Consider the following 22,516-nt stretch of genomic DNA (forward strand, 5'->3'; position numbering starts at 1 on the left):
ACAACGCTTGCGGGGCCATGGCGGCTCCTGTCGCCTTCGACTTTTGCGGCACGGGCGGCGCTGGAAGCCATGTCGGGCATCGTCGATGCAAGGAGGGGGACCGATTTGCCCCTGCTTTCCGGCCGACCGTCGCGACGGCATGCAAAGCCGAAGCTAGGCGCGCGCGATATGGGGTCCAACCATCCCGCGCGTGCCGCCGAACCGCGCAGCGCCTTGCGCACCTCCGGCAAGATGCGGCCGACGATGATATCGACGCCCCGTGCGTTCGGATGCATTCCGTCGGCCTGGAGCAGCGCTCGATTGCCGGCCACGCCGTCGAGGAAGAACGGGTAGCCCGCTACGCCATATTTCTTCGCGAGCGCGGGATAGATGCCGTCGAAGGCCCGCCCATATTCCAGCCCCAGGTTCGGCGCGGCGCGCATGCCGGCCAGCAGCACGGGGATGCGCCGATTACGCAGTTCGGTGAGGATCGCATCGAGATTGGCCTGGGTCTGCGAAACCGGAAGGCCGCGCAGCATGTCGTTCGCACCGAGCTCGACGATGACCAGATCGGGTGTCGCGCCAAGTCCGCGCAACCCCCAGCGCAGGCGCGCGCGGGCCTGTGCGGCCGTGTCGCCGGCGACCCCGCCGTTGCGGACCGTCGCCGCCACGCCCGCCCGGCGCAATGCCGCTTCCAGCCTGGCGGTGAAGCCCGAGGCGGGCGGAAGGCCATAGCCGGCGCTGAGGCTATCCCCGAACGCCCAGATCACTGGCGCGCGCGGCGCAGCATCCGCGACCGGCCCAAATACCAGGACCGAGAGCATCGCGAGATGGACAATCCCCCGCAACGCTCCATATCGCTTCGGGCGTGACCATGGCTTCATCCCTCTCCGATAGCGCGCTGATCGACGCGCGCAATGTTTCGCTGTCGCTGGGGAAGGCGCCCGCCCGGGTGGACATCCTCCGCGGGATCGACCTGCGGGTGTCCGCCGGCGAAAGCGTTGCGCTCCTTGGCCCGTCGGGATCGGGAAAATCCTCGTTGATGGCGGTGCTCGCCGGGCTGGAGCGCCCGAGCGGCGGCATCGTCTCGGTCGACGGGCTGGACTTCACCGCGCTCGACGAGGACGCGCTCGCCGTCGCGCGGCGGGGGCGCATCGGCATCGTGCTGCAGGCCTTCCACCTGCTGCCGACGATGACCGCGCTGGAGAATGTCGCGGTGCCGCTGGAACTGGCCGGCACGCGCGACGCCTTCACGCGTGCCGAGGCGGAACTGACCGCCGTCGGCCTCGCGCACCGGACGGGCCATTATCCCGCGCAGCTCTCCGGCGGCGAGCAGCAGCGGGTGGCGATCGCGCGGGCGCTGGTCGGGCGCCCGGCCCTGCTGTTCGCCGACGAGCCGACCGGCAATCTCGATACCGCCACCGGGGCGGCGATCATGGACCTGCTGTTCGAACGGCACGCGGCCAGCGCGACCACGCTGTTCGTCATCACCCACGACCCCGCCCTCGCCGCGCGGTGCGGACGCGTCGTCACGCTAGCCGACGGGCGCATCGCCACCGATCGGGAGCGCGCATGAACATCGCCTGGCGGCTGGCGCTGCGCGACCTGCGGCGCGGCGGACGCGGGCTGGTGCTGCTGATCGCCTGCCTGTTCCTCGGCACCGCCGCGCTTGCCGGGATCGGCAGCCTCGCCGCCAGCATGATCGCCGCACTCGACGCGAACGGGCGGCAGATCCTGGGCGGCGATGTCGAGTTCACCGTTTCCCAGCGACGCGCCACCGTGGCGGAGCTTGCCGCCTTCGCGGACGCGGGCCGCGTGTCCGAGACGGTGTCGATGCGCGCGATGCTGCGCAAGGGCGTCGACACCCCCGCGATGCTGATCGATCTGCGCGGGACGGATGCGGCATGGCCGCTGGTCGGGCGCTTCCGGCTCGCGGCGGGTGCGCTGTCCGACCGCCCCCAGGGCCGCGAGATCGCCATTGCGGCGGCGGCGGCCGATCGGTTGGGCGTGAAGCCCGGCGATCGCGTGCGGCTGGGCTCGGCATGGCTGCGGGTAGTCGGGATCATCGCCGAGGAGCCCGATCGGCTCGGCGCGGGGTTCACGCTCGGGCCGCCGGCGCTGGTAGACCTCGCCGGGCTCGACGCGACCGCGCTTGTGCAGCCCGGCAGCCTGTACGAAAGCCATTATCGCATCGCCCTCGCAAGGCCTGCAGACGCAGCCGAAGTGCAGAAGCATCTGCTCGCCCGCCTGTCCGGCGCTGGCTGGACGGCGCGGACCAGTGATCGAGCGGCCGGCGGGCTGCGCCGCGGGATCGACCAGTTCGGGCAGTTCCTGATGCTGGTCGGGCTCGCCGCGCTCGCCATTGCCGGCGTCGGCGTGGGGAGCGGCGTCGCCGCCTATCTGGCGGGCAAGACGCGGATCATCGCCACGCTCAAGGTGCTGGGGGCGACCTCCGGCACGATCGCTTCGATCTTCCTCGCGCAACTGGGGGCAGTCTCGGCGCTCGGCATCGGCAGCGGCCTGCTGGTCGGCGCGGCCGTGCCATGGCTGCTGACCCGCCTCGTCGGCGCATCGCTGCCGGTGCCGCCGCGCCTTGCGCTTTACCCGGTGCCCCTGGCCACCGCCGCAATGCTGGCACTGCTGGTGGCACTGCTGTTCGCGTTGCCGGCGCTCGCCCGCGCACGCGACGTGCCGGCGGCGACCTTGCTCCGCGACGCGCTTGGCACGGGGCGGCGACCCTCGGCGATCGTGCTGGGGCTGATGGCATTGCTGGTGGCGGCGCTGGTTGCGCTTGCGGTTCTGACTGCGTCGGACCGGCTGCTCGCGCTCGGCTTCGTCGGTGCGGTGGCAGCACTGATCGCGCTGTTGTGGAGCTTCGGCCTCGCCATCCGGTTCGCTGCTTCGAAAGCTCCGAGGGTGCGCACGCCGCTCCTGCGGCTGGCGATCGCCAACCTGCATCGCCCCGGCGCGCAAACCGATCGGCTGGTTGTTGCCCTTGGGCTAGGCTTCTCGCTGTTCGTCGCGCTGGCGGTGATCGATGCCAGCCTCGCGTCCGAACTGCGCAATGCCGCCCCAGCCAAGGCCCCCCGCTTCTTCGCGATCGACCTGCAGCCGGAAGACGCCGCGACCTTTTCCCGCGCCGTCCGGGCCGCCGGGCCGGGTGCCGGAATCGAGACGCAGCCGTCGCTACGCGGATCGGTCGTCGCCTTGCGCGGTCAGCGGGTCGCCGACATGAAGACGCTGACCGAAGGCGCCTGGGTGCTGCGCGGCGACCGGACGCTCACCTGGTCGGCCACGCTGCCGCCCCGCAATACCGTCGTCGCGGGACGATGGTGGCCGGCGGACTATCGCGGCCCCCCGCTCGTCTCGCTGGAGGACAAGGCGGCCGCCGCGCTTGGCCTCAAGGTCGGCGACAGCATCACCGTGTCGGTGCTTGGCGTCGACGTACCGGCGCGGATCGCGGCCTTGCGCAAGATCGACTGGGGCGGGCTCGGGCTCAACTTCGCCATCGTCTTCTCGCCCGGCTATATCGAGGAAGCGCCGCACAGCCTGCTCGCGAGCGTCTATGCCGATCCTGGTCGCGATGGCGCAATCATGCGCAGCGTCGGGGCCGCCCTCCCCTCGGTCACGCTGGTCCGCGTCGGCGACGTCATCGGCCAGCTCGGTGCGGTGCTCGGCCAGATCGCGGTGGCGATCCGCGCGGCGGCGGCGGTGACCGTGGCGGCGGGGATCGCAGTGCTGATCGGCGCCGTCTCCGCCTCGGCGCGCGCGCGGCGCTACGATGCGGTGATCCTCAAGCTGCTCGGCGGCAGCCGCCGCCAGGTGCTGGGCGCGCAGGCGCTCGAATATGCCCTGCTCGCCGCCGCCCTGGTGCTGGTGGCGATCGGCGTGGGAACGGGTGCGGGATGGTATGTCGTCACCCAGGTGTTCGCCATCGCCTGGGCGCCGCGCTGGGACATCGTCGCCGCGACCGTGGCGGCCGCCGTGGTCGCGACGCTTGGCATGGGGATCGTCGGCAGCCTCCCTGCCCTGCGCGCCCGGCCCGCCGCGGCGTTGCGCGACCTGTAGCGGCGCGTCCCGAAAGGCGGTAGGAGCGCCATCCATGAACCGCAGACAGTCGAAGAAAGACCCCTATGGCGAGCTGCTCCGTGCGGAGGAGCCGCCCGAAGCACCGCTATTGTGCTGGCTGTGCGGCCGGCCGATGGGCAAGACGACTGTCTGGCACCACCCGGTGCCGAAGAGCCGCGGCGGCCGCGACGTCGTGCCGATGCATGCGATCTGCCAGCAGACGCTGATCGCCAACTTCACCAATGCCGAACTGCAACGCCACGGCACCGACGTCGAGGCACTGCTGGCCAACCCCAATGTGAGAAAGTTCGTCGACTGGGTGGCGAACAAGGACCCCGATTTCACCGCCACCATTGCGAAAAAGCAGCGCTGACCCGTGCAGCGCCGCCCGCATCACTCGTTTCATGCCACGGCAAAGGCGATGCATCTCGCGGGGTGGTCGTTCCCATCAGCAGTTGGGAATGACCTTTCGGACCAAAAGCTGCCATAGGCGGCCGTGTTCGCCAGTGACGGCAGCGCCTTGAAATCGGGATTCCACATTGGCAGCTCGCGCCCAATTGCGGACGTTACCCCCTTCGTCCACCTTCGGTGCGTCGGAGGGAAGAGAAATGGTTGCCGCGTGAACCGCGCGGACTTTCCCTCTCCCGCCTGCGGGAGAGGGAGGGAGCCGCCGCCAGGCGGCGGAAGGGTGAGGGTGTATGGGGCGAATGTGGCCCTTTTCTGCGCCCGACTCACCCTCACCCCGGCCCTCTCCCGCAAGCGGGAGAGGGAGAGGGAGACACCAATGCCGCGCTACCTCGCCGACGGACCGGCGATGCTCCGCGATACCACCCGGGAGTTCGTCGCCGAACCCCTCGCACGATCTGGGGCCGTCTAAATCCCCTGCTTATGACAGGAGCGGATGGCAGCTAACCACCCACAATGCGAACTTCGGCACCTACGGCCGGTCACACAGCGTGCGCCGTTCCCCGCCCCCGTTACGGTGGCAGTTCCTGACAACAGCTGCCATTGCCAATCCCTCCATTCGGCGGGGAGCACCGCGCTCCATCTGGATCGTTCGAGATGTCGTCGCGCAATCCCGAAAGCAGCCTTTGCGCATCAGCAGCTCGTAGGTATCAAGCTGGCACTTCTGGCGAGCGACGCCCGATGTCGCTGGTGCGGAGGTCCTGAACGTCATCCCTTATTGGCGACGGCCCGGGAAGCGCCTTGCAAGCCGGGTTGCCGCGCAGCTTTATGGCGGCTGGTCGTCCAAAGCGCTACCAGCCCCATCAGCGATGTCGCGGCGCCTGCCAGTGCCACGGCCGGATAGCCAAGCCCCGCGGCGATCACGCCGCCCCCTAGCGCCGCACCCGACGCATTGCCGAGGTTGAACGCACCGATGTTGACCGCCGAGGCGAGGTTCGGGGCGTCCGTTGCCGCGGTCATCACCCGCACCTGCAGCGGCGGCACCAGCGCAAAGCTTGCGACAGGTGCGGCTGTCGAGGCAACGTGCTTCTAGTTGCTCGAATGATGCCCGATCTTCAGATCAGCCCAACGCAAGAAGGCTGAAATATTTGGCGCATCCGTGTGGCCGCCTCGATGTTGGCGCCAGGCAAGCTCTCCTTCCAGAAGATCGGTTTCTGGTGCCGGTAGTATCGCATGCCGATAGTCGCTACCTCGTCCCAAGTCGTGTGCGCCCAATAGCGTCCAAGCGGGACCTGCAGCTATCGCCGCCATATAGCTGCCTTGTTGATCCAGCCACGATGCATCCCCCGCCTCCGGGACCCCATAGCTCACAAAGGCCAGTCGCGGAGCAACGAGCGCCAAGAGCTGATGCGCATCGACCGGAAGGTCGGCTGCGGTCCGCCGACCGAGCCTGCCCTTCTCGGTACCGTATTTCAGGAAATTTCCGGCCATCCAGTGGTATTCGCCGGCACTTGTCAGGTTCTCGACCTGCTCGCCAAAGTTGCGGCGGTGCGGCTTGACACCGCCCTCTCCCGAAGAGCCGATCACGACGATCGCGAAGCGCTCGTCAAAGGCCGCGGCTACCAGAGCCGCCTTGCCCCAGCGCGACACACCCTCCACGCCTACATGGGCAGCATCGATCTCGGGCCGAGTTGAAAGATAGTCCAGCAGGCGGCTGGCGCCCCAGCCCCAGGCGCGCAGCGCTCCCCATTGCTCTGGGGTACGCGGTGCACCTTTGTTGACGAGCCCGATGATTCCGTCGCGTAGACCTGCGCCATCGTCTGCCTGAATGGTGGAGGTATCGAGCAGCGCCACGCCCCAGCCATCGGCGACGAGCTTCGTGATCCGGTCGTCTTCAGGCGGCGGCGTGACGAAGCCGCCAGGCTTCACAAATTCGAAGCCGGGATGCTTCGCGAACACTGCTTTGAACGAAGGATCTTGTGCGATGAGCATCGCCTTCATCGCCTGATCGAGCCGCCCCGCTTCCACTGCGTTGGGCTGGCTGGGGGAAGGATACCGCGCTGGCGCGAACATGATGAGCAGCGGCACCTGGCGCCTGGCGCCTGCCGGGAGCACGAGGGTCGCTCTTATATCGACGACGGTGGCAGGCGCGTTGGAGTCCTGAATGTGGCCGACAAGCTGCTGCGCGATGACGGGACGCCCCGCAAAGAATTCGCGATCGGCTGTATCTACTCGCCAAGTCACGGGTGGCACCTTGTCGGGCACGCGACCATAAACTTCACGTTCGAACAGAGCGAGGAGTTCTGGGCGTCGTTCGCGGCGCCACATCTCAGCGTCGGTCACGGCACGACCGTCCGCCATCTTCAACAGTTCGGGCCAGACGGGATAGGGATTGGCCTTAGCGGGATCATAATTCGCGGCGTTCGATGCGGCAGGGTCGCCATTCGCTCCGGGCCGCAGCTGCTCGATGCCCAGCTGCCTCATCATGTCCCGGTGATCCTGCTCGGCAGACCATGGCTGCGCTGCGGCTGCCGAAAGCAGCAGGACCGCGAGCGCCGTGCCGCCAATCTTCCAGGTCCTCATGCAGCCGTTCTCCCAGATCAACGTACGAACAGGCATGCATCGAAGTACGCGTAGCGGCCCGCACAAGATTCCAGCCCACGCTCACCGCTTGGTCGAAGCAAGGTCCTGCATTTTTAACTGAGATCGATCCTTAGACTTCCTGCGTTTGGCGCCAAGTATATTCCACTGGGTTCGCCAGAATGCATACACTGCCAAGCTCCCGAGCAGCGCCAGAGCGACGCCGGACATGCTCATGGCCAGCTTCCAGAGCACACCACCAGTCTTGGCAGCGTGGATCGGATAGAGCTTCTCGCGGATCGAAGCCGCACTGCCGCCCTCGACGGGATCGGCACGGCCGACGATCGCCAGCGTGGCAGGATCGGCATAGACGAAGGTGCGGCCGTTCGGCGTCCACTCGAACGGCTGCCGCAGCCGGAGGACGATGGGCGACCCGGCCTTGCGCGGCCATTGCAGGCGGCGGAACTCGGCGCCGGGGAAGGTCGCCGCTGCGGCCTGGAAGAGCGGCGCCAGATCTCGGGCAGCCGACGCCGCGCGGTGCTCCTCCACCTTCGGCGGGCGCGAACGGGCTTCGGCGATCAGGCTGCCGCCCAGGGCCGGAAAGACCATCAGCACCCCCGTCACGAGCGAGACGAGCAGCAAGGGCGCGGCGACCACGCCCAAGTCGCGGTGATGGTGGACGATCGCGCCGGACTTCATCGTCGCGGGCCATAGCCGCAGGCGAAAGCGCCGCCGCGTCCGCCACCACAGCAGGACCCCGGTGACGACGAAGAACAGCCCGACGAGACCGGCGACGCCGGTGATCGTCTCCCCCGTGTCGCCGATCAGCAGGCGATGGTGGAGATCGAACAGCCAGAGCTCGGGCCGCTGCCACGACGCCGACCAGCGGGCGACCGTCTCGCCGGCCTGGCTGAGATAGGCGCCGCCGCCGTCCCTGAACAGCACCTGGTGGACCCCGAGACCGTCGCCCGCAAAGGTGATGCGGTCGATCGGGCGCGCCCCGTCGGATATCAGGCGTACGACCCTGGCCAACGCGGCCGGATCGGCACGCACCGGATCCCCGGCATGCGCCACGAAGGTGAGCTCGTCCCGCCACACGAGCAGCGTTCCCGTCAGCCCCAGCACCGCGAGCAACAGGCCGCCGATCGCACCGATCCAGCGATGCAGCAGGGCCAGAACGTGCATCAGAACCCGGCCTGCCAGCTCAGCGTGAAGTTGCGGCCGCGCCCCGTATAGAAGCGGGCATTGTCGGTCGGTCCCTGCGTGTCGCTGTAATAGGTGACATAGTCGGTGTTGCCGAGGTTCTGGACGCTCAGCATCATGCGGCCGATCGGCAGGTCATAGGCGACATAGGCGTCGAACAGCCGGTACCCGACGAAATCATTGGCGATCGGCTGCCCCTGGAACCGGCGCGACAGATAATAGCGGCCCTGCACGCGCGCGCTGAAGCGTCCGCGGGCATAGTCGATGCTGAGGTTGAGCCGGTCGGGCGAGATGTTGGCGCCGTCGAGATCGGCGTCCATCCTGCCGTCGCCATTGGTATCCGTGCGCCCGCTGACATGGGCCAAGCCGGTCCCGAGCGTCAGCCCCGGCAGCGGGGTGCGGACGTTGAGGTTCACTTCCAGCCCCTCGATGTCGATCGGCTGGCGCATCACGTTGAATATGCCGTCGCTGGCGCGCACCAGCACCTGGCCCAGGTCGCTCGAGGACCAGTAATAGGTGGCGCTCGCCTCCAGCGGCCCCTGGTTCACCTCGACGCCGAGCTCGCGGTTGTTCGACACGACGGGCGTCAGGTCGAGGAAGTCGGCGATGCGGATATTGGGCTGGGTGATGCCGCGCAGGACGCGCCCGATATCGGCGATCGTATAGCCTTCCGCATAGCTGCCATAGGCGCGGATGCCCTTGATCGGCTCCACCACCACGCCGCCGTTCCACAAGGCGCGCTCGAACGACGGCTTGCCGCCGGTGACCGCCCGCGCACCCGCGCTGGCGAGCGTGGTATAATCGGGAATGTCGAGCTGGACGTTCTCGTAGCGCACGCCCCCGGCCAGCCGCACGATGCCGTCGAACAGCTTCAGATTGGCCTGCCCGAACGGCGCGAGGCTGCGGAAGTCGGTCTGCGGCACCCAGGCGCGGCCGGTCTGGACGAGATCCTGCTTGGTGCGATCGATCAGCGCATCGAACCCTGCGGTCAGCGTCAGCGCCTCGAACCCCGGCACGGCGCGCTCGTAGCTGACCTTGCCGCCGATCTTGCGCGATACGTTGCGCGACTGGTCGAACAGCGTGCCCACCGGCGCGATCCGCGCGTCCTGGAACGTCGCCAGGATGCCGCCGGCAAAGGTATCGCTGGTGCGGTTGTAGAAGCCCTGCAGCGTGAACGCCCCGCCCGCCAGATCGCCGTCGGTGAGCGAGGCCGACACCATCTCGGCCAGGCCGGTCGAGGGCTGCCCCGGCGTCTGCCCCCGCCGGCTTGTGGCGGGAATGCCCAGCGCCCGGTTGCCGTCGACGGGCAGGTAATGGTTGTTGCCCTCCAGCCGGAAGCGATTGGCGATCACCTCGATACGGGCGGTATCGGAGAGGTCGAAGCCTGCCCGGCCGAAGAAGGAAAGGCTGTCCGTATCCTGGATCTCGCTCTGGTTGCCGTCGAGCCCGATGCGGCGCCCGCGCCCGTCGAGGAACACGCCGCGCCGTTCGAAGGCCGCGCCCGCGGTGGCATCGAACCGGCCGCTGCGGACGCTGACCAGACCGGCAACCTTGCCGCCCAGGGAGTCGCCGGAGAAATCATCGCCGCTATTCCCTTGGAGCAGGGTCCGCCCGCTCCAGCCATTTTGCTTGGGCGCACCGACGGTGACCTGGTTGACCACCCCGCCCGTCGCCCCGATGCCCTGCAGCGCGTTGGAGCCGTAGATCACTTCGACCCGATCGATGAAGAAGGGGTCGATGGTATAGCCGTCGCGCGCGCCGTCGCGGATCGGCGTCGTCTGGGGGATGCCGTTGATCGCGTAGAGCGGCGACCGGCCGCGCAGCGTCTCGCCGAAGCCGGTGATCTTCTCGCGCGTCGGCGAGAAGGACGGGAGCAGCGCGGACACCGCATCGACGGTGGAACCGGAGACCGCGACCTGACGCGACAGCGTCTCGCGATCGATCACGTCGACCGTCAGCGGTAGTGCGCTGGCCGGCAAGTTGGTGCGTGCGGCGGTCACCACGATATCCTCGCGCGCGGTCTCGAGCGCGTCCGCGCCGGCGCGGCCGTCCTGCGCCTTGGCACTTCCCGTCCAGATGGTAGCTGCGGCGATAACGCCGATGGCGAACTTCATCGTCTTCCCCTTTCGGGGGGCGATAGAAAAGAACTGCGCGATTTGCAACAGCCTCGCATTAGCAAATCTGGAAAAGCGGAGGCTTAGGCTGCGCCGCCGCTGTGTTCGATCAGCGGCACGTTAGCGCAGAGGCGTTTGTCCGATCGTCGTCTATTAGCCCGACGCAGTGCCTCCGTCGTTCGGGCACTGCCGCGTAGAATCTCGCCGGTAGCGAATCCCGCGCTGCATGCTGGTCAATCGCACCACCACAGCACGGAATCACACGCCGAGCCCACATATAGAAGCACCCACGTACAGAACGGCAGACTTTGGTCGGCCCGCAACCGCATGTTAGCGGTCACAAGTTAACCGGTTACATTCTCGCCTTGATATCTTAATTTGTTTTTCTCATACGTTGAAAAACCAAAATAATCTCCGCCAGCGAGCGGAACTGTTTCAATGGGAGAGGAACGCGTCATGTCCACGTCGCTCAAACTTTGCCTGCTGCTCGGCAGCATCTTGGGGGGTGCCCCTGCGATTGCACAGACAGGATCAGCCCCTGATCTCGCGCCTTCAACACAGGACCAGACGCCCCCAGCGGCGGCGGTGGGGCAGGATACCGCCGTCTCTCCGAATGGCACCGCGGTGCAAGATGAGATCGTCGTCACCGGCATTCGCGCCAGCCTGAGCTCCTCGGCGCAGGTGAAGCGCGAGGCCAACCAGATCGTCGACTCCATCAGTGCGGTGGATGTCGGCAAGTTTCCCGACGCGAATATCGCCGAATCGCTCCAGCGCATCACCGGTGTGGCCATCGACCGTTCGGGTGGCGAAGGCCAGTTCATCACGGTCCGCGGCCTCGGGCCGGAGTTCAACACCGTGCTGGTCAATGGTCGCGTCATGGCGACCGACAATGCCGGACGCGAGTTCTCCTTCGACGTGCTCTCGTCCAACATGATCCAGCGGACCGACGTCTTCAAGTCGAGCGTCCCCGAGCTGCAGGAAGGCGGGATCGGCGCGACGGTCAACATCGTGACCGCGCGTCCGCTCAAGGGCCCCGGCGGCCTCCAGGCCGCAGCGCAGATCGGCGGCATCTATGATCGTTCGCGCAAGAGCGTGTCGCCCGATCTCGCGGCCACCGTCTCCTATGCCAACCCGGACAAGACCTTCGGCGTGCTGCTCGCGGGCTCGTACACCAAGCGCAAGAGCCAGACGGACACGATCGCGATCGACGGCTGGATCAATGGCCGACCGAACATCGTCCAGTCGATCGGCGGCGTGCCGACGCTGATCACCGGCACCGACCCGCGCTACCCGGTGACCGGCAATGCCAACCTGCCGCAGAGCCTCTATTATCAGCGCGCGCAGGAGGAACGCGAGCGGATCAACGTCTCGGGCGCGATCCAGCTAAAGCCCAGCGACAATCTCGAGATCACCGTCGACGGCATCTATTCGCGCTTCAATATCTCCGGCGTGACGCGCCGCCTCGACAACTTCATGGCGGCGCCGTATTTCCAGCCGACCTTCGACGGCACCAACACCGCCACCGGCCTGACCATGCTCGGGCGCGACTTCATCGCGCAGAACCCGCAGTTCCTGGCAGCCAACCCCGATCTGACGAACAACGGCGTCAATGCCAAGGTCGACCACGTCTACAACACGACCAACCGCAAGTCGGACAGCTATCAGATCGGCGCCAACCTCAAGTGGAATCCGGCGGAGAACATCGAGTTGCGCTTCGACGCCTCCACCACCGGTGCCAACCGGCGTTCGCCCAACGCCTACCTCGTCTATGGCGCGCTGCTGCCGTACAATTACCAGTTCAAGCTGGACGGCGGCAACGGCATTCCGTCGATCTCGTACGACAACAACATCATCAACAACGCGGACCTGATGCGCCTGCATTACATGGGGATCGACGCCAACCGCTCGCGCGATCGCGGCTCCGAATATCATTTCGACACGAAGTGGGATGTCGACGGCTCGATCCTGCGCAACGTCATGGTCGGCCTGTCCTATACCGAACGGCGCAAGATCAATCGCTCGTTCAACAACAGCGATACGAGCTGCACCTATTGCGGATATCAGGTGCCGATCGCGCAGGGCTTGCTGAAGCCCTATCAATGGGGCGATCTGCTCGGCGGCGGGCAGAATATCCCGCCCTCGGTGTTCGAAGTCGATCCGCAGGCCTTCCTGGCCTATCTGAACAATCCCGCCACGCTCGCCATTCCCTCCAACGGGCGCACCCCGCAGCAGCAGGCGGCGTTCGCGGCACAGGTGCAGGCGCTCGACGGCGGCCCCTTCGGCGTGCGCGAGCAGCTGCGCGGCACCGTCAACGTGCGCGAGCGGCTCACCGCGGGCTATATCAGCATGCAGTTCGGCAACGATCGCTGGACCGGCAATGCCGGTGTCCGCGTGATCCGCACTCAGGTGCTGTCCTCGGGCTTCGACACGCCGGTAACGAGCATCAACAACACCCCCGGCGACGACACGCTGCAATATACCTATGGCGCCGCCACCGCGATCGCGGTGCGCAGCAGCTATGTCAACGCCCTCCCCTCCGCCAACATCAAGTACAGCCTGACCGACAAGCTGATCGCCCGCGCCGCCTTCTCGCAGACGATCACGCGGCCGACGCTGACCGATCTGGGCGTCAACAACGACTATGGCGGCCGCATCGCAGTGCCGCTGTCGTCGGGCGGAAATCCCAGCCTGTTGCCGTTCCGCTCTACCAATTATGACCTGTCGCTCGAATGGTATCTGTCGCGCGTCAGCTACATCAGCGTGGGCGGCTTCTATAAGGACCTGTCCGACTTCCTCGAGCTGCAGACGCTGCCCGTCGAGCGCTTCGGCCGCATCTATCAGGACACGCGCACGCGCAACGGCCAGACCGGGACGATCAAGGGCATCGAGGTAGGCGCGCAATATTCGCTCGATGCGCTGGGCGGCTTCGTCGGCGGGTTCGGGGTGACCGGCAACTACACCTATGTCGCCAGCAGCGCCACGCGCGATCAGACGCTGAGCGATTTCTCCTGCGGCTATAACGGTCTGTCGCCGCACTCGGCCAACGGCAGCGTGTTCTACGAGAAATACGGCATTTCGGCCCGCGTATCGTACAACTGGCGCTCGGACTATCTCCGCAACTGCCGCGACAGCCAATCGCGACCGCGCAATCGCTCGGCGTACGGACAGCTCGACTTCAACCTGTCCTACGATCTCACGCCCAACTTCCAGGTCTATCTCCAGGGCGTGAACGTGACGAACCAGTACATCGACGAATGGTCGGCCATCGAGGAGCGGTATCTGCTCCAGCAGGAGACCGGCGCACGCTACAATTTCGGCGTGCGGATAAAGCTCTGAGGCTGCGGCGGCGGTGCCCCCCCGGCGCCGCCGCCCATGACCGCCTATCGGCAAGCAGCGTTACCGGTCTTCCACGCTGCTTGACCTCCCGCTCGCACCATCCAATCAGCAAAGCATGACGACCAGCCTTTCCCTCGCCGATGCACGCCGGATTGCGCTGGCCGCGCAGGGCTTTGGAGCACGACATCCCACGCGGGTAGGCGCGGCGCAGCTGCGACGGACGGTGGACCGCCTCGGCCTGTTCCAGATCGACAGCGTCAACGTGCTGACGCGCGCGCACTATCTGCCGGCCTTCTCAAGGCTCGGCACGTACGATCGCGCGTTGCTTGAGCGCGATGCCTGGGGCCCCAAGTCGGCCCGGCGCCTCTTCGAATATTGGGCCCATGAAGCCTCGCTGCTTCCGATGAGCCTGCACCCGCTGCTGCGGTGGCGGATGGCGAAAGCCGAGCGCGGCGAGACCGGGTACGTCGCACTCCGACGCTTCGCAACCGAGCGGCGCGCCGAGGCCGATGCAGTGCTCGCGCGGATCGTTACGGACGGGCCGCTCGCCGCGGCCGACTTCGAGAACGGCTCGAGCCGGAGCGGCTGGTGGGAGTGGAGCCATACCAAGCACGCGCTGGAGTATCTCTTCTGGGCGGGACGGATCACCACCGCTACGCGGCGCGGCAGCTTCGCACGACTGTACGATCTGACCAACCGGGTCATCCCCGCCGATGTCCTCGCGCTCCCCAGCCCGAGCGAGACGGACGCGCAACGCATGCTAATCGAGCGAAGCGCGCGCGCACTCGGCGTCGCCACGGCCGCCGACCTTCGCGACTACTTCCGGTTGAAGCCCGCCGAGAGCGATCCAGCGATAGCAAGCTTGGTCGAAGAAGGCGTCCTGAAGTCGGTGAAGGTCGAGGGGTGGAGTCAAAAGGCCTGGCTGCACCGCGACGCTGTGCAAGCACGCCGAATCCGCGGTGCCGCGCTGCTCGCGCCTTTCGACCCGCTCGTCTGGGAGCGTGGTCGCACCGAGCGGCTGTTCGGCTTCCGATATCGGATCGAGATCTACGTTCCGCAGCCGCTTCGCACCCATGGCTATTACGTGCTGCCATTCCTGCTCGATGAGGCGCTGGTCGCCCGCGTCGACCTCAAGGCCGATCGCCAGGCTGGCGTCTTGCGGGCACACAGGGTCACGCTCGAGCAGAACGCGCCGACAGATACCTGCGAGCGGCTAACCCTCGAACTGGAGCGGATGGCAAAGTGGCTCGGTCTCGAAGGCGTCGATGTGGGGCAAATCGTCATGTCCGCCTAGGCCGCTGCGCATGCCACGGCCGAGGGACCGGAGCGGCACGAAGCGTTGCTTTGCACCATGATCGGTTCCCGGTGGTCCGGCCGAACCCGGTGCCGTCGATATCGGGACGGGCATCGCGCCACGCTTGTTGGCGAGAACCGCAGCCTTCGGCCGCCTCCTGATCAGGAGAAGCCTTTCGTCGCTACGCATCGAGGCTTCACCACCCACAGCCGCAACGCCTTGTATGAAAAGGTTTTAGCAAGCCCGCGAAGGCCTGCTTTGCCGGGCCCAAGCAAAAGCTCATTTTCCTAGTCCATGGCTGGGAATTACGACCCTCGGCGACACATAAGGAGGATCGGATGGGGCGCATGTACGGTTGGGTGGTTGCAGGCTTGCTGGCGGGGGTGGCGCAGCCTGCGCTCGCCCAGGCGCAGGAAAGCGAGGTGCCTGCGAAGGAGGGCTCGGGCGACATCGTCGTCACCGCCCGCTTCCGCAACGAGAATCTGCAGGACGTGCCGATCGCCGTCTCGGTGGTGAACGGCGACGTCGCCGCCTCGCGCAACCTCAATACGCTCCAGGACCTCTCGACCGTCATCCCGACGGTGGACTTCCGCACCGGCCAGTCGAACAAGGACCGCACCGTGTTCATCCGCGGGGTCGGTACCATCACGACGTCGCCGGGCGTCGAGAGCTCGGTCTCGACGGTGATCGACGGGGTGGTGCTGGTGCGCCCGGGCCAGGCGACGCTCGACCTGCTCGATCTCGACCATCTGGAAGTGCTGCGCGGGCCCCAGGGCACGCTGTTCGGCAAGAATGCCTCGGCGGGCGTGATCAATCTCGTCACCAAGTCCCCGACCAAGACGCAGACCGGGTCGCTCGAAGGCGGCTATTACGAAGGCGGCGAGGGCCGCATCAAGGGCACCGTCTCGGGTCCGATCACCAGCAATATCGGCTATACGCTGAGCGGGCTCTACGCCGCCTATCGCGGCAATGTGGACAATGGCGGCACGCGGAGCTGGGTGAACGGCTATGACCGCTGGGGCGTCCGCGGCAAGATCGTCGCCAAGCCCAATGACGACGTCACGATCACCTTCGCAGGCGACTATCTCTACAATCGCGACGATACCCCGCAGGGCGTCTATGTCAGCTCCTCTCGCGTCGCCTATCCGACCGGCGTGGTGACGCCGAACCCGACGCTTGCCGGGCTGCTGACCCAGGAAGGCATCACGCCCTCGGCCAACAACACCCGGATCAACACCAATTTCGACGCCGAGGTGCGCGACCGCAACTATGGCGGATCGATCACGCTCGATTGGCGGCTGGGCGGCGGCTACACGCTGACCTCGATCACCGCCTATCGCGAGTGGAAGAACCACCAGACGCCCGACTGGGATGCGCGCGCGATCCTCGCCGCTGGCTTCCCGCAGGGCCGCGACGACGGCACGGTCGATTTCGACCAGTTCTCGCAGGAAATCCGTCTCGCCTCCCCGCAGGGCGGGCTGATCGACTATGTCGTCGGCGCCTATCTGCTCTCGGCCGATACCGACGAGCGCTACCAGCGCAGCGTCACCCAGCTGATCGGCGGTGCGCCGGTGACCAACAACGGCGTGGCGAACTACGGCATCCGCGCGCAGAACCACGCGCTGTTCGGCGAGGCCAACCTCCACGCCACCGATGCGCTGACCTTCATCGCGGGCGGGCGGCTGATCCACGATTCGCTCAGCTATTTCCACCAGCGCGTCTCGGACACCGCGACCGGCGTGTCGGGCATCCGCCCCAGCTTCGCCAGCAGTGGCAAGACCGACCGGGTGGACTACAGCGCGCGCGCCGGCGTGCAGTACAAGCTGGCGCCCAACGCCAACACCTACTTCACCTTCTCGCGCGGCTATAAGGGCCCGGCCTACAACGTCTTCTTCAACATGCAAGCGTTCGATACCCAGCCGCTCGCGCCCGAGACCTCGACCAGCTACGAGGTCGGCCTGAAGGGCAGCCTGTTCGACGGGCGGGTGAGCGGCGGGATCGCGGCCTATCTCACCGATTACGACGGCTTCCAGGCAAATTACACCGACACCTATCTCGGCGCGATCGTCACCCGGCTGATCAACGCGGGCAGGGTTCGGACCAAGGGCGTCGAGGCGGACCTGAACGCCCGCCCCACCGACCGGCTGACGCTCAACTTCGCGGTGGCACGCACCGATGCGCGCATCCGCCACTTCAACTGCCCGGCCGCAACCAGCTGCACCTCGATCGACGGCGGCGCCCTCCCCTTCGCGCCCGACTGGAAGCTGAGCGGCGGCGCGGCGTGGAAGCTGCCGATCACCGACGGCCTCGCGATCGAGTTGCAGACCGACGCGAGCTACAAGAGCAAGACGCAGTACGCGATCACCCAGAACCCGGACACGATCCAGCCTGCCTATGGCATCTGGAACGCCAGCATCGCGCTGATCGGCGGCGAGCGCTGGGAGCTGCGTGCGCTGGTGAAGAACATCCTCGACCAGCACTATTCGAACTATCTGGTCTATGGCACCACGGCGGGCGTCGTCCGTTACGTGCCGCGGGACAATGATCGCTATGTCGGCCTGAATGCGCGCATCCGCTACTGACACCACCGCCGGGGCACAGGGTCGCTGGGCGATCCTCGCGCTCGTGTTCGGCGCGGTGATGCTGAACTATGTCGACCGGCAGATCCTCGCGCTGCTCAAGCCGATGCTGCAGGGCGAATTCCACTGGTCCGACCGCGACTATGCGCACATGGCCTCGGCCTTTCAGTTCGCCGCGGCACTGGCCTTTCTCGGCACCGGCTGGTTTCTCGACCGGGTGGGGCTGCGGCGCGGCTTCGCGCTGGGCGTGGCGCTGTGGAGCCTCGCGGGCATGGCGCATGCCTTCGCCACCACGGTCACGCAGTTCGTCGCGGCGCGCGCCGTGCTGGGCGCAGCGGAGTCGATCGGCACCCCAGCGGCAGTGAAGTCCGCCGCCACCTTCTTCCCGCCGTCCGAGCGCTCCCGCGCGCTCGGCATCGGCAACACCGCGCCCAATTTCGGCGCGATCCTCACGCCGCTGCTGATCCCGGCGCTGGCGCTTGCGGTCGGCTGGAAGGGGAGCTTCCTGATCGCCGGCGGGCTGGGTCTGGTCTGGGTCGCGGTGTGGCTGCGCTACGTGCCCGCCGCCGCCGGCGTGCGCGGACCGCGCTCCGACGTGCCCTGGCTCCACCTGCTGCGCGATCGGCGGACGCTCGCCATCGCCGTCGCCAAGGTGCTGAGCGACCAGGTCTGGTGGTTCCTGCTGTTCTGGACGCCCGACCTGTTCCACCGCCAGTTCGGGCTGGAACAGGGCGCGCTGGGGCTGCCGGTAGCGCTGGCCTACAGCCTTGCCGCGCTGGGTGCGATCAGCGGCGGCTGGGTGCCGGGCTGGCTGCTCGCACGCGGTTGGCCGCCCGAGAAGGTGCGGCATGCGACGCTGCTCGGCTATGCGCTGCTCGTGCTGCCGATCCCGCTGGTGCTGGTGGCGAGCAATCCCTGGGTGGCCGCCCTATTGCTCGGCCTCGCGCTGTTCGCCCACCAGGGATTCTCCACCAACGTGTTCGGCCTCGCGACCGACATCATCCCGGCGAACCGCGTCGGATCGGTGATCGGCATCGGCGCCTTTGCCGGCAACCTAGCCGGCATGGCCATTCTCGAGCTCGCCGGCTGGTCGCTCGACAATGGCCATGGCTATGCCCCGATGTTCTGGATCGCGGCCTTTTCCTACCTCGCCGGCGCGCTGCTGGTGCGCTGGATCCTGCCGCGCACCGCCTATGCGGACGCGGGCTGACCCAGCAGCTCGGCCATGTTGACCACCCGGTGCTCGCGCAGACTGATCTCCGCCGCCATGCCGATGGCGACGGCCTTCAGCCCGTCCTCGGCGGTCACTTCTACCGGCCCCTCGCCCCGCACCGCACGGGCGAAGGCCTGATGCTGGTAGAAGGTCGAGCCATGGTGCGAGCCCGCTGCCAGCGCCGCCGCGTCCACGTCGATGTGGCGCTTCTCCGGCGCCTTGGGATTGCCGAAACCGGTGCGCGGCGAGCGGGTGAGCACGCTGCCCGGGATGCTCACGTCGAGCTGGGCGATGTCGCCGGTCGCGACGATCTCCTCCTGCTCTTCGGCGCCGTCGGCGAACATGCACAGGTCGAGCAGCGCGCGGGTGCCGTCGGCGAAATCGACCGTGGTGAAGCTGTTGTCGACGATGTCGGGGGTCTTCCCGTCATAACGCTCGTGCAGATGGTTCACGTCCTGTGCGCCCGAGCAATAGACCCGCACCGGCTCGCTGCGCACGATGAAACGCATCAGGTCGAAGAAATGGCAGCATTTCTCCACCATCGTGCCGCCGGTATTGCGGGCGAAGCGGTTCCAGTCGCCGACCTTCACCAGGAAGGGAAAGCGGTGCTCGCGCATCGCCAGCATGCGCAGCCGGCCGATCTCGCCGCCGTGCACGCCCGCGATCAGCGCGGCGACGGGCGGCATGTAGCGATATTCCATCGCCGTCCAGAACACAGCGCCGTGGCGCGCGGCACGCTCGGCGATCCAGCGCGCGTCCTCGATCGTCGTCGCCAGCGGCTTCTCGCACAGGATGTGGAGCCCCGCGTCGAACAGCGGCGCCACGGTATCACGGTGGGTGAAGTTCGGGCTGGCCACGATCACCGCGTCCAGCCCCTCATGCTTCGCCAGCGCCTTGGCATCGCGATAGGCGGCCACGTCCTGCGCCTTGCCGCCCAGCGCCTCGCGCGCCCAGCCGAGCGAGGCCTCGACCGGATCGGCGATCGCCACCAGCTCCGCGCCGGGCGTGATCGCGAGATTGCGGATATGCTCCACGCCCATCATCCCGCACCCGACCAGACCGTACCGAATTCGCGACGCCATCATCTTCTCCAGAGGCTTTGATACATGACCACCCTCCATCCCCAGACCGACGCTTCGGGCAAGCAAGAACAACTTCCCCCCTGCGAAGTGAGCTGGTTTTCCGCCCTGTGCGATGATGATTACGAGTTTCTCGGCCAGCCGGACCCGCGCCTGCTCTCCAGCTGGGAGCATTGCCGCGACATCGTGCTGGCGGCGGAGAGCGCCGGGTTCGACAATATCCTGCTGCCCTCGGGCTATGCGCTGGGCATCGACACCACCGCCTTCGCCGCGGCGATCGCGACGCTGGTCCGCCGCATCCGGCTGCTGATGGCGGTGCGCGTCGGCGAGAGCTGGCCGCCCCAGCTCGCCCGCCAGATCGCGACGATCGACCGGATCCTCGGCGGGCGCCTGGCGGTCAACATCATTTCCTCCGACCTGCCGGGCGAGACGCTGGCCTCGGCCCCGCGCTACCGCCGCACGATCGAGGCGATGCACATCCTGAAGACGCTGCTGAACGGCGAGGCGCTCGATCACCAGGGCGAGTTCTGGCAGCTCAAGGTCGAGCCGCCGCGGATCACCACCGTCTCGGGCCGCGCACCGCAGTTGTATTTCGGCGGCCTGTCCGAGGACGCGCGCGAAGCGGCCGCCGAAGGCGCCGACGTCTACCTGATGTGGCCGGACCGGATGGAGGCCGTCGCGGCCACGCTGGATGATCTGCGCGCCCGCGCCGCGAAACGCGGCCGCACGCTGCGCTTCGGCTACCGCGTCCATGTCGTGGTGCGCGAGACCGAAGCCGAGGCCCGCACCGCCGCCGACCGGCTGCTCTCCCATCTCGACGCGGCGCAAGGCGAAGCGATCCGCGCCCGCTCGCTCGATGCCCAGTCTGCCGGCGTCCGCCGCCAGGCCGAATTGCGCGAAGCCTCGGCCGGCGACGGCTATGTCGAGGACAATCTCTGGACCGGAATCGGCCGCGCGCGCTCCGGTTGCGGCGCAGCAATCGTCGGCGATCCGGACCAGGTGCTCGCCAAGCTCAATGCCTATCGCGCGCTGGGGATCGAGGCGTTCATCCTCTCCGGTTACCCCCACGCTGCCGAGGCGGACCTGTTCGCGCGGCATGTGCTGCCCAGGCTGGAGCATGCGCAGCTTGAATGAGCGCAGCCAAGTTGGCGATCACATCCCCGACAATCCGTCGCGCCGCTCCTAACGCATCCGCGTTGGCCAGATAGTCCGGGGACGCGACGATCACTCACCCACCCGCGTTTGCCGGGCATGGGGCGCGGCAAGGCCCCAAGGTTCGCAGACGGAACGTCGCTCGCCTGCGCATATCGATCCTGGCTCGATGTCGAGGTGCTCAATCGTCGGCGGCGTCGAACCCATATTCCCAGCGGTACGGAACCCCGGTTACCCCTAGCGCCGCGCGCACCAATGCCGGAAATGCGCGCTCGATCCGGACGTCGTTCCCGAGGATCAGCACGCATCGACGGCCGCGCTCGAGGCAGACCAGGGTGTTCGCCGTGACGTCATTGTGTCCGCCCTTGAGCCAACCGGGGCCCTGGGGTCCGGAGAAGGCGATGACGCCCAGCGCAGCCTTGGCGCGCGTCCGTTCGGCGGGTGGCGCGTCCCCCTGCAGCGTAGGAAACTGCGTCTTTCCGGTGATGGCCTGCGTACCGCGCGCGAATTCCGCTCGCCACGCTCTGGGCAATCCATAGCCCCGCACCATGGCGGCGACCATCGTGGCAAGATCGGTGATCGTCGTGTCCATCGATCCGGCCGCGCGCACGCGGCTGCGGTCATCGTGACGCTCGCTCTTGCCGCTTTCGTCCCAGCCATCGGCCAGGTTGGTGCCGAAACTTTCCTGCCAGACCAGCGAGGTCCGCCGCATCCCGAGCGGGCGGAAGAAACGGCGTTGCAGCTCGTCTTCCACGCTCAGGCCCAGGCCCTTCTCGATCCCGAACTGCAACAGAGAGATGCCTTCGCCCGAGTAGGAATAGCGGCTGCCCGGATCGAAGTGGAAACGGAGCTTTCCGTCCGGTTCGAGCGACGCGTAGTTGGCAAAGCCGGTGGCGTGATTGAGAACATGGCGCGGGGTAACCCGCTTCCATCGGTCGTCCCCCGCCAGGTCCCCCCATGCCCCATATGCGTCGATATTACCGTATGAAGGGATCGGCCGCGGCAGCATGGCGGCGATCGGCCGATCAAGATCCAGCTTCTTCTCGGCTGCCAATTGCGTGACGAAGTAGCCGAATACCGCCTTGGTCAAGGAGGCGCCGTACATGATCGTGTCCGGCGTAAGCGGGTCCTCCTTGGCGTTGCGGACACCATATGCCCGAACATACACAGTTTTGCCGCCCTCGATGAACGCGACGGCTACGCCCTTTGCCCCCGTCTTCTCCATGGCGGCCTGAACGGCCGCATCGATTTGGGAAGACGCCACAGGGCGGGCACTTGCCGCCTCGCAGCCAAGCAGCGGGATAAGCCCGAGAATTGCCATGCACCGTAGCCTGCGCATCACTCCCCCTTTCCCCGCCAGTTCCACGCACCTCTAACCGGTGCGCGAATACTGGTAGATCCCTCATGCTTTACTACTTACAGAACAGGCGCATGCTATGCATTCAATGCAAGTTTGACTAGGCGCTGCACGCGCTAATCGAAAGTTGGGGATTTGTTTCCGCCGCAGCGATACG

13 protein-coding genes and 2 pseudogenes are annotated in these 22,516 nt (G+C 67.0%); 8 read left to right on the top strand and 7 right to left on the bottom strand.

Features of this window, described 5'->3' with window-relative positions:
* Positions 1–206: 206 nt before the first annotated feature.
* Positions 207–803, bottom strand: a pseudogene (locus ABIC65_RS13170) (arylesterase); the annotation flags it as partial.
* 50 nt (positions 804–853) lie between these two features.
* Here ABIC65_RS13170 and ABIC65_RS13175 point away from each other — a divergent pair.
* From ABIC65_RS13175 to ABIC65_RS13185, 3 genes are read left to right on the top strand one after another with little or no spacing between them, the layout of a single operon-like run.
* A complete protein-coding gene (locus tag ABIC65_RS13175; RefSeq protein WP_354309404.1) occupies positions 854–1,555 on the top strand; it encodes an ABC transporter ATP-binding protein in 702 nt (233 codons plus the stop codon).
* Positions 1,552–4,047: an ABC transporter permease gene (locus ABIC65_RS13180; protein WP_354309288.1), complete on the top strand. Its 2,496-nt coding sequence runs from the start codon at positions 1,552–1,554 to the stop codon at positions 4,045–4,047. Before ABIC65_RS13175 ends, ABIC65_RS13180 begins: the two co-directional genes overlap by 4 nt.
* Before the next feature lie 34 nt (positions 4,048–4,081).
* Complete coding sequence (locus tag ABIC65_RS13185; RefSeq protein ID WP_354309290.1) at positions 4,082–4,420, top strand: hypothetical protein; 339 nt, start codon at positions 4,082–4,084, stop codon at positions 4,418–4,420.
* An 800-nt stretch (positions 4,421–5,220) separates the two neighbouring features.
* On the opposite strand, the pseudogene ABIC65_RS13190 reads toward ABIC65_RS13185, so the two are convergent.
* The 4 genes and pseudogenes from ABIC65_RS13190 to ABIC65_RS13205 all read right to left on the bottom strand — a co-directional run.
* Positions 5,221–5,514: pseudogene (locus ABIC65_RS13190) on the bottom strand (MFS transporter); the annotation flags it as partial.
* Between the two features lie 27 nt (positions 5,515–5,541).
* Positions 5,542–7,035, bottom strand: coding sequence for a glucuronyl esterase domain-containing protein (locus ABIC65_RS13195; RefSeq protein WP_354309292.1), 1,494 nt, complete (start codon positions 7,033–7,035; stop codon positions 5,542–5,544).
* Between the two features lie 81 nt (positions 7,036–7,116).
* Positions 7,117–8,217 (bottom strand): PepSY-associated TM helix domain-containing protein, encoded by a 1,101-nt coding sequence (locus tag ABIC65_RS13200; protein WP_354309294.1) that lies wholly within the window; start codon positions 8,215–8,217, stop codon positions 7,117–7,119.
* On the bottom strand, positions 8,217–10,349 hold the full coding sequence (locus ABIC65_RS13205; protein WP_354309296.1) for a TonB-dependent receptor: 2,133 nt from the start codon (positions 10,347–10,349) through the stop codon (positions 8,217–8,219). Before ABIC65_RS13205 ends, ABIC65_RS13200 begins: the two co-directional genes overlap by 1 nt.
* A gap of 624 nt (positions 10,350–10,973) precedes the next feature.
* Between ABIC65_RS13205 and ABIC65_RS13210 the strand changes: the two genes are divergently transcribed.
* From ABIC65_RS13210 to ABIC65_RS13225, 4 genes are all read left to right on the top strand, one after another.
* Positions 10,974–13,685 (top strand): TonB-dependent receptor, encoded by a 2,712-nt coding sequence (locus ABIC65_RS13210; protein WP_354309298.1) that lies wholly within the window; start codon positions 10,974–10,976, stop codon positions 13,683–13,685.
* A gap of 115 nt (positions 13,686–13,800) precedes the next feature.
* Complete coding sequence (locus tag ABIC65_RS13215) at positions 13,801–14,979, top strand: winged helix-turn-helix domain-containing protein (protein ID WP_354309300.1); 1,179 nt, start codon at positions 13,801–13,803, stop codon at positions 14,977–14,979.
* A gap of 338 nt (positions 14,980–15,317) precedes the next feature.
* Positions 15,318–17,561 (top strand): TonB-dependent receptor, encoded by a 2,244-nt coding sequence (locus ABIC65_RS13220; RefSeq protein ID WP_354309301.1) that lies wholly within the window; start codon positions 15,318–15,320, stop codon positions 17,559–17,561.
* Positions 17,542–18,768 carry an MFS transporter gene (locus ABIC65_RS13225; RefSeq protein ID WP_354309302.1) on the top strand — a complete coding sequence of 409 codons (1,227 nt, stop codon included), beginning with the start codon at positions 17,542–17,544 and terminating at the stop codon, positions 18,766–18,768. Before ABIC65_RS13220 ends, ABIC65_RS13225 begins: the two co-directional genes overlap by 20 nt.
* Here ABIC65_RS13225 and ABIC65_RS13230 read toward each other — a convergent pair.
* Positions 18,750–19,853 carry a Gfo/Idh/MocA family protein gene (locus tag ABIC65_RS13230; RefSeq protein ID WP_354309304.1) on the bottom strand — a complete coding sequence of 368 codons (1,104 nt, stop codon included), beginning with the start codon at positions 19,851–19,853 and terminating at the stop codon, positions 18,750–18,752. The genes ABIC65_RS13225 and ABIC65_RS13230 overlap by 19 nt on opposite strands.
* A gap of 24 nt (positions 19,854–19,877) precedes the next feature.
* On the opposite strand from ABIC65_RS13230, the gene ABIC65_RS13235 reads away from it, so the two are divergent.
* Positions 19,878–20,984 carry an LLM class flavin-dependent oxidoreductase gene (locus ABIC65_RS13235; RefSeq protein WP_354309305.1) on the top strand — a complete coding sequence of 369 codons (1,107 nt, stop codon included), beginning with the start codon at positions 19,878–19,880 and terminating at the stop codon, positions 20,982–20,984.
* A 199-nt stretch (positions 20,985–21,183) separates the two neighbouring features.
* On the opposite strand, the gene ABIC65_RS13240 is transcribed toward ABIC65_RS13235, so the two are convergent.
* Entirely contained in the window at positions 21,184–22,323 is a 1,140-nt protein-coding gene (locus ABIC65_RS13240) for a serine hydrolase domain-containing protein (protein WP_354309306.1), read from the bottom strand.
* Positions 22,324–22,516: the final 193 nt, after the last annotated feature.

It is taken from the genome of Sphingomonas trueperi (assembly GCF_040545665.1).
GTDB lineage: Bacteria > Pseudomonadota > Alphaproteobacteria > Sphingomonadales > Sphingomonadaceae > Sphingomonas > Sphingomonas trueperi_B.

Excerpts from the sequence above, each read along its gene's own strand:
- ABIC65_RS13215 (WP_354309300.1), top strand. The coding sequence starts at position 13,801 with ATGACGACCAGCCTTTCCCTCGCCGATGCACGCCGGATTGCGCTGGCC.
- ABIC65_RS13220 (WP_354309301.1), top strand. The coding sequence starts at position 15,318 with ATGGGGCGCATGTACGGTTGGGTGGTTGCAGGCTTGCTGGCGGGGGTG.
- ABIC65_RS13240 (WP_354309306.1), bottom strand. The coding sequence starts at position 22,323 with ATGGCAATTCTCGGGCTTATCCCGCTGCTTGGCTGCGAGGCGGCAAGT.
- ABIC65_RS13225 (WP_354309302.1), top strand. The coding sequence starts at position 17,542 with ATGCGCGCATCCGCTACTGACACCACCGCCGGGGCACAGGGTCGCTGG.
- ABIC65_RS13230 (WP_354309304.1), bottom strand. The coding sequence starts at position 19,853 with ATGGCGTCGCGAATTCGGTACGGTCTGGTCGGGTGCGGGATGATGGGC.
- ABIC65_RS13200 (WP_354309294.1), bottom strand. The coding sequence starts at position 8,217 with ATGCACGTTCTGGCCCTGCTGCATCGCTGGATCGGTGCGATCGGCGGC.
- ABIC65_RS13180 (WP_354309288.1), top strand. The coding sequence starts at position 1,552 with ATGAACATCGCCTGGCGGCTGGCGCTGCGCGACCTGCGGCGCGGCGGA.
- ABIC65_RS13185 (WP_354309290.1), top strand. The coding sequence starts at position 4,082 with ATGAACCGCAGACAGTCGAAGAAAGACCCCTATGGCGAGCTGCTCCGT.
- ABIC65_RS13175 (WP_354309404.1), top strand. The coding sequence starts at position 854 with ATGGCTTCATCCCTCTCCGATAGCGCGCTGATCGACGCGCGCAATGTT.
- ABIC65_RS13195 (WP_354309292.1), bottom strand. The coding sequence starts at position 7,035 with ATGAGGACCTGGAAGATTGGCGGCACGGCGCTCGCGGTCCTGCTGCTT.
- ABIC65_RS13205 (WP_354309296.1), bottom strand. The coding sequence starts at position 10,349 with ATGAAGTTCGCCATCGGCGTTATCGCCGCAGCTACCATCTGGACGGGA.
- ABIC65_RS13235 (WP_354309305.1), top strand. The coding sequence starts at position 19,878 with ATGACCACCCTCCATCCCCAGACCGACGCTTCGGGCAAGCAAGAACAA.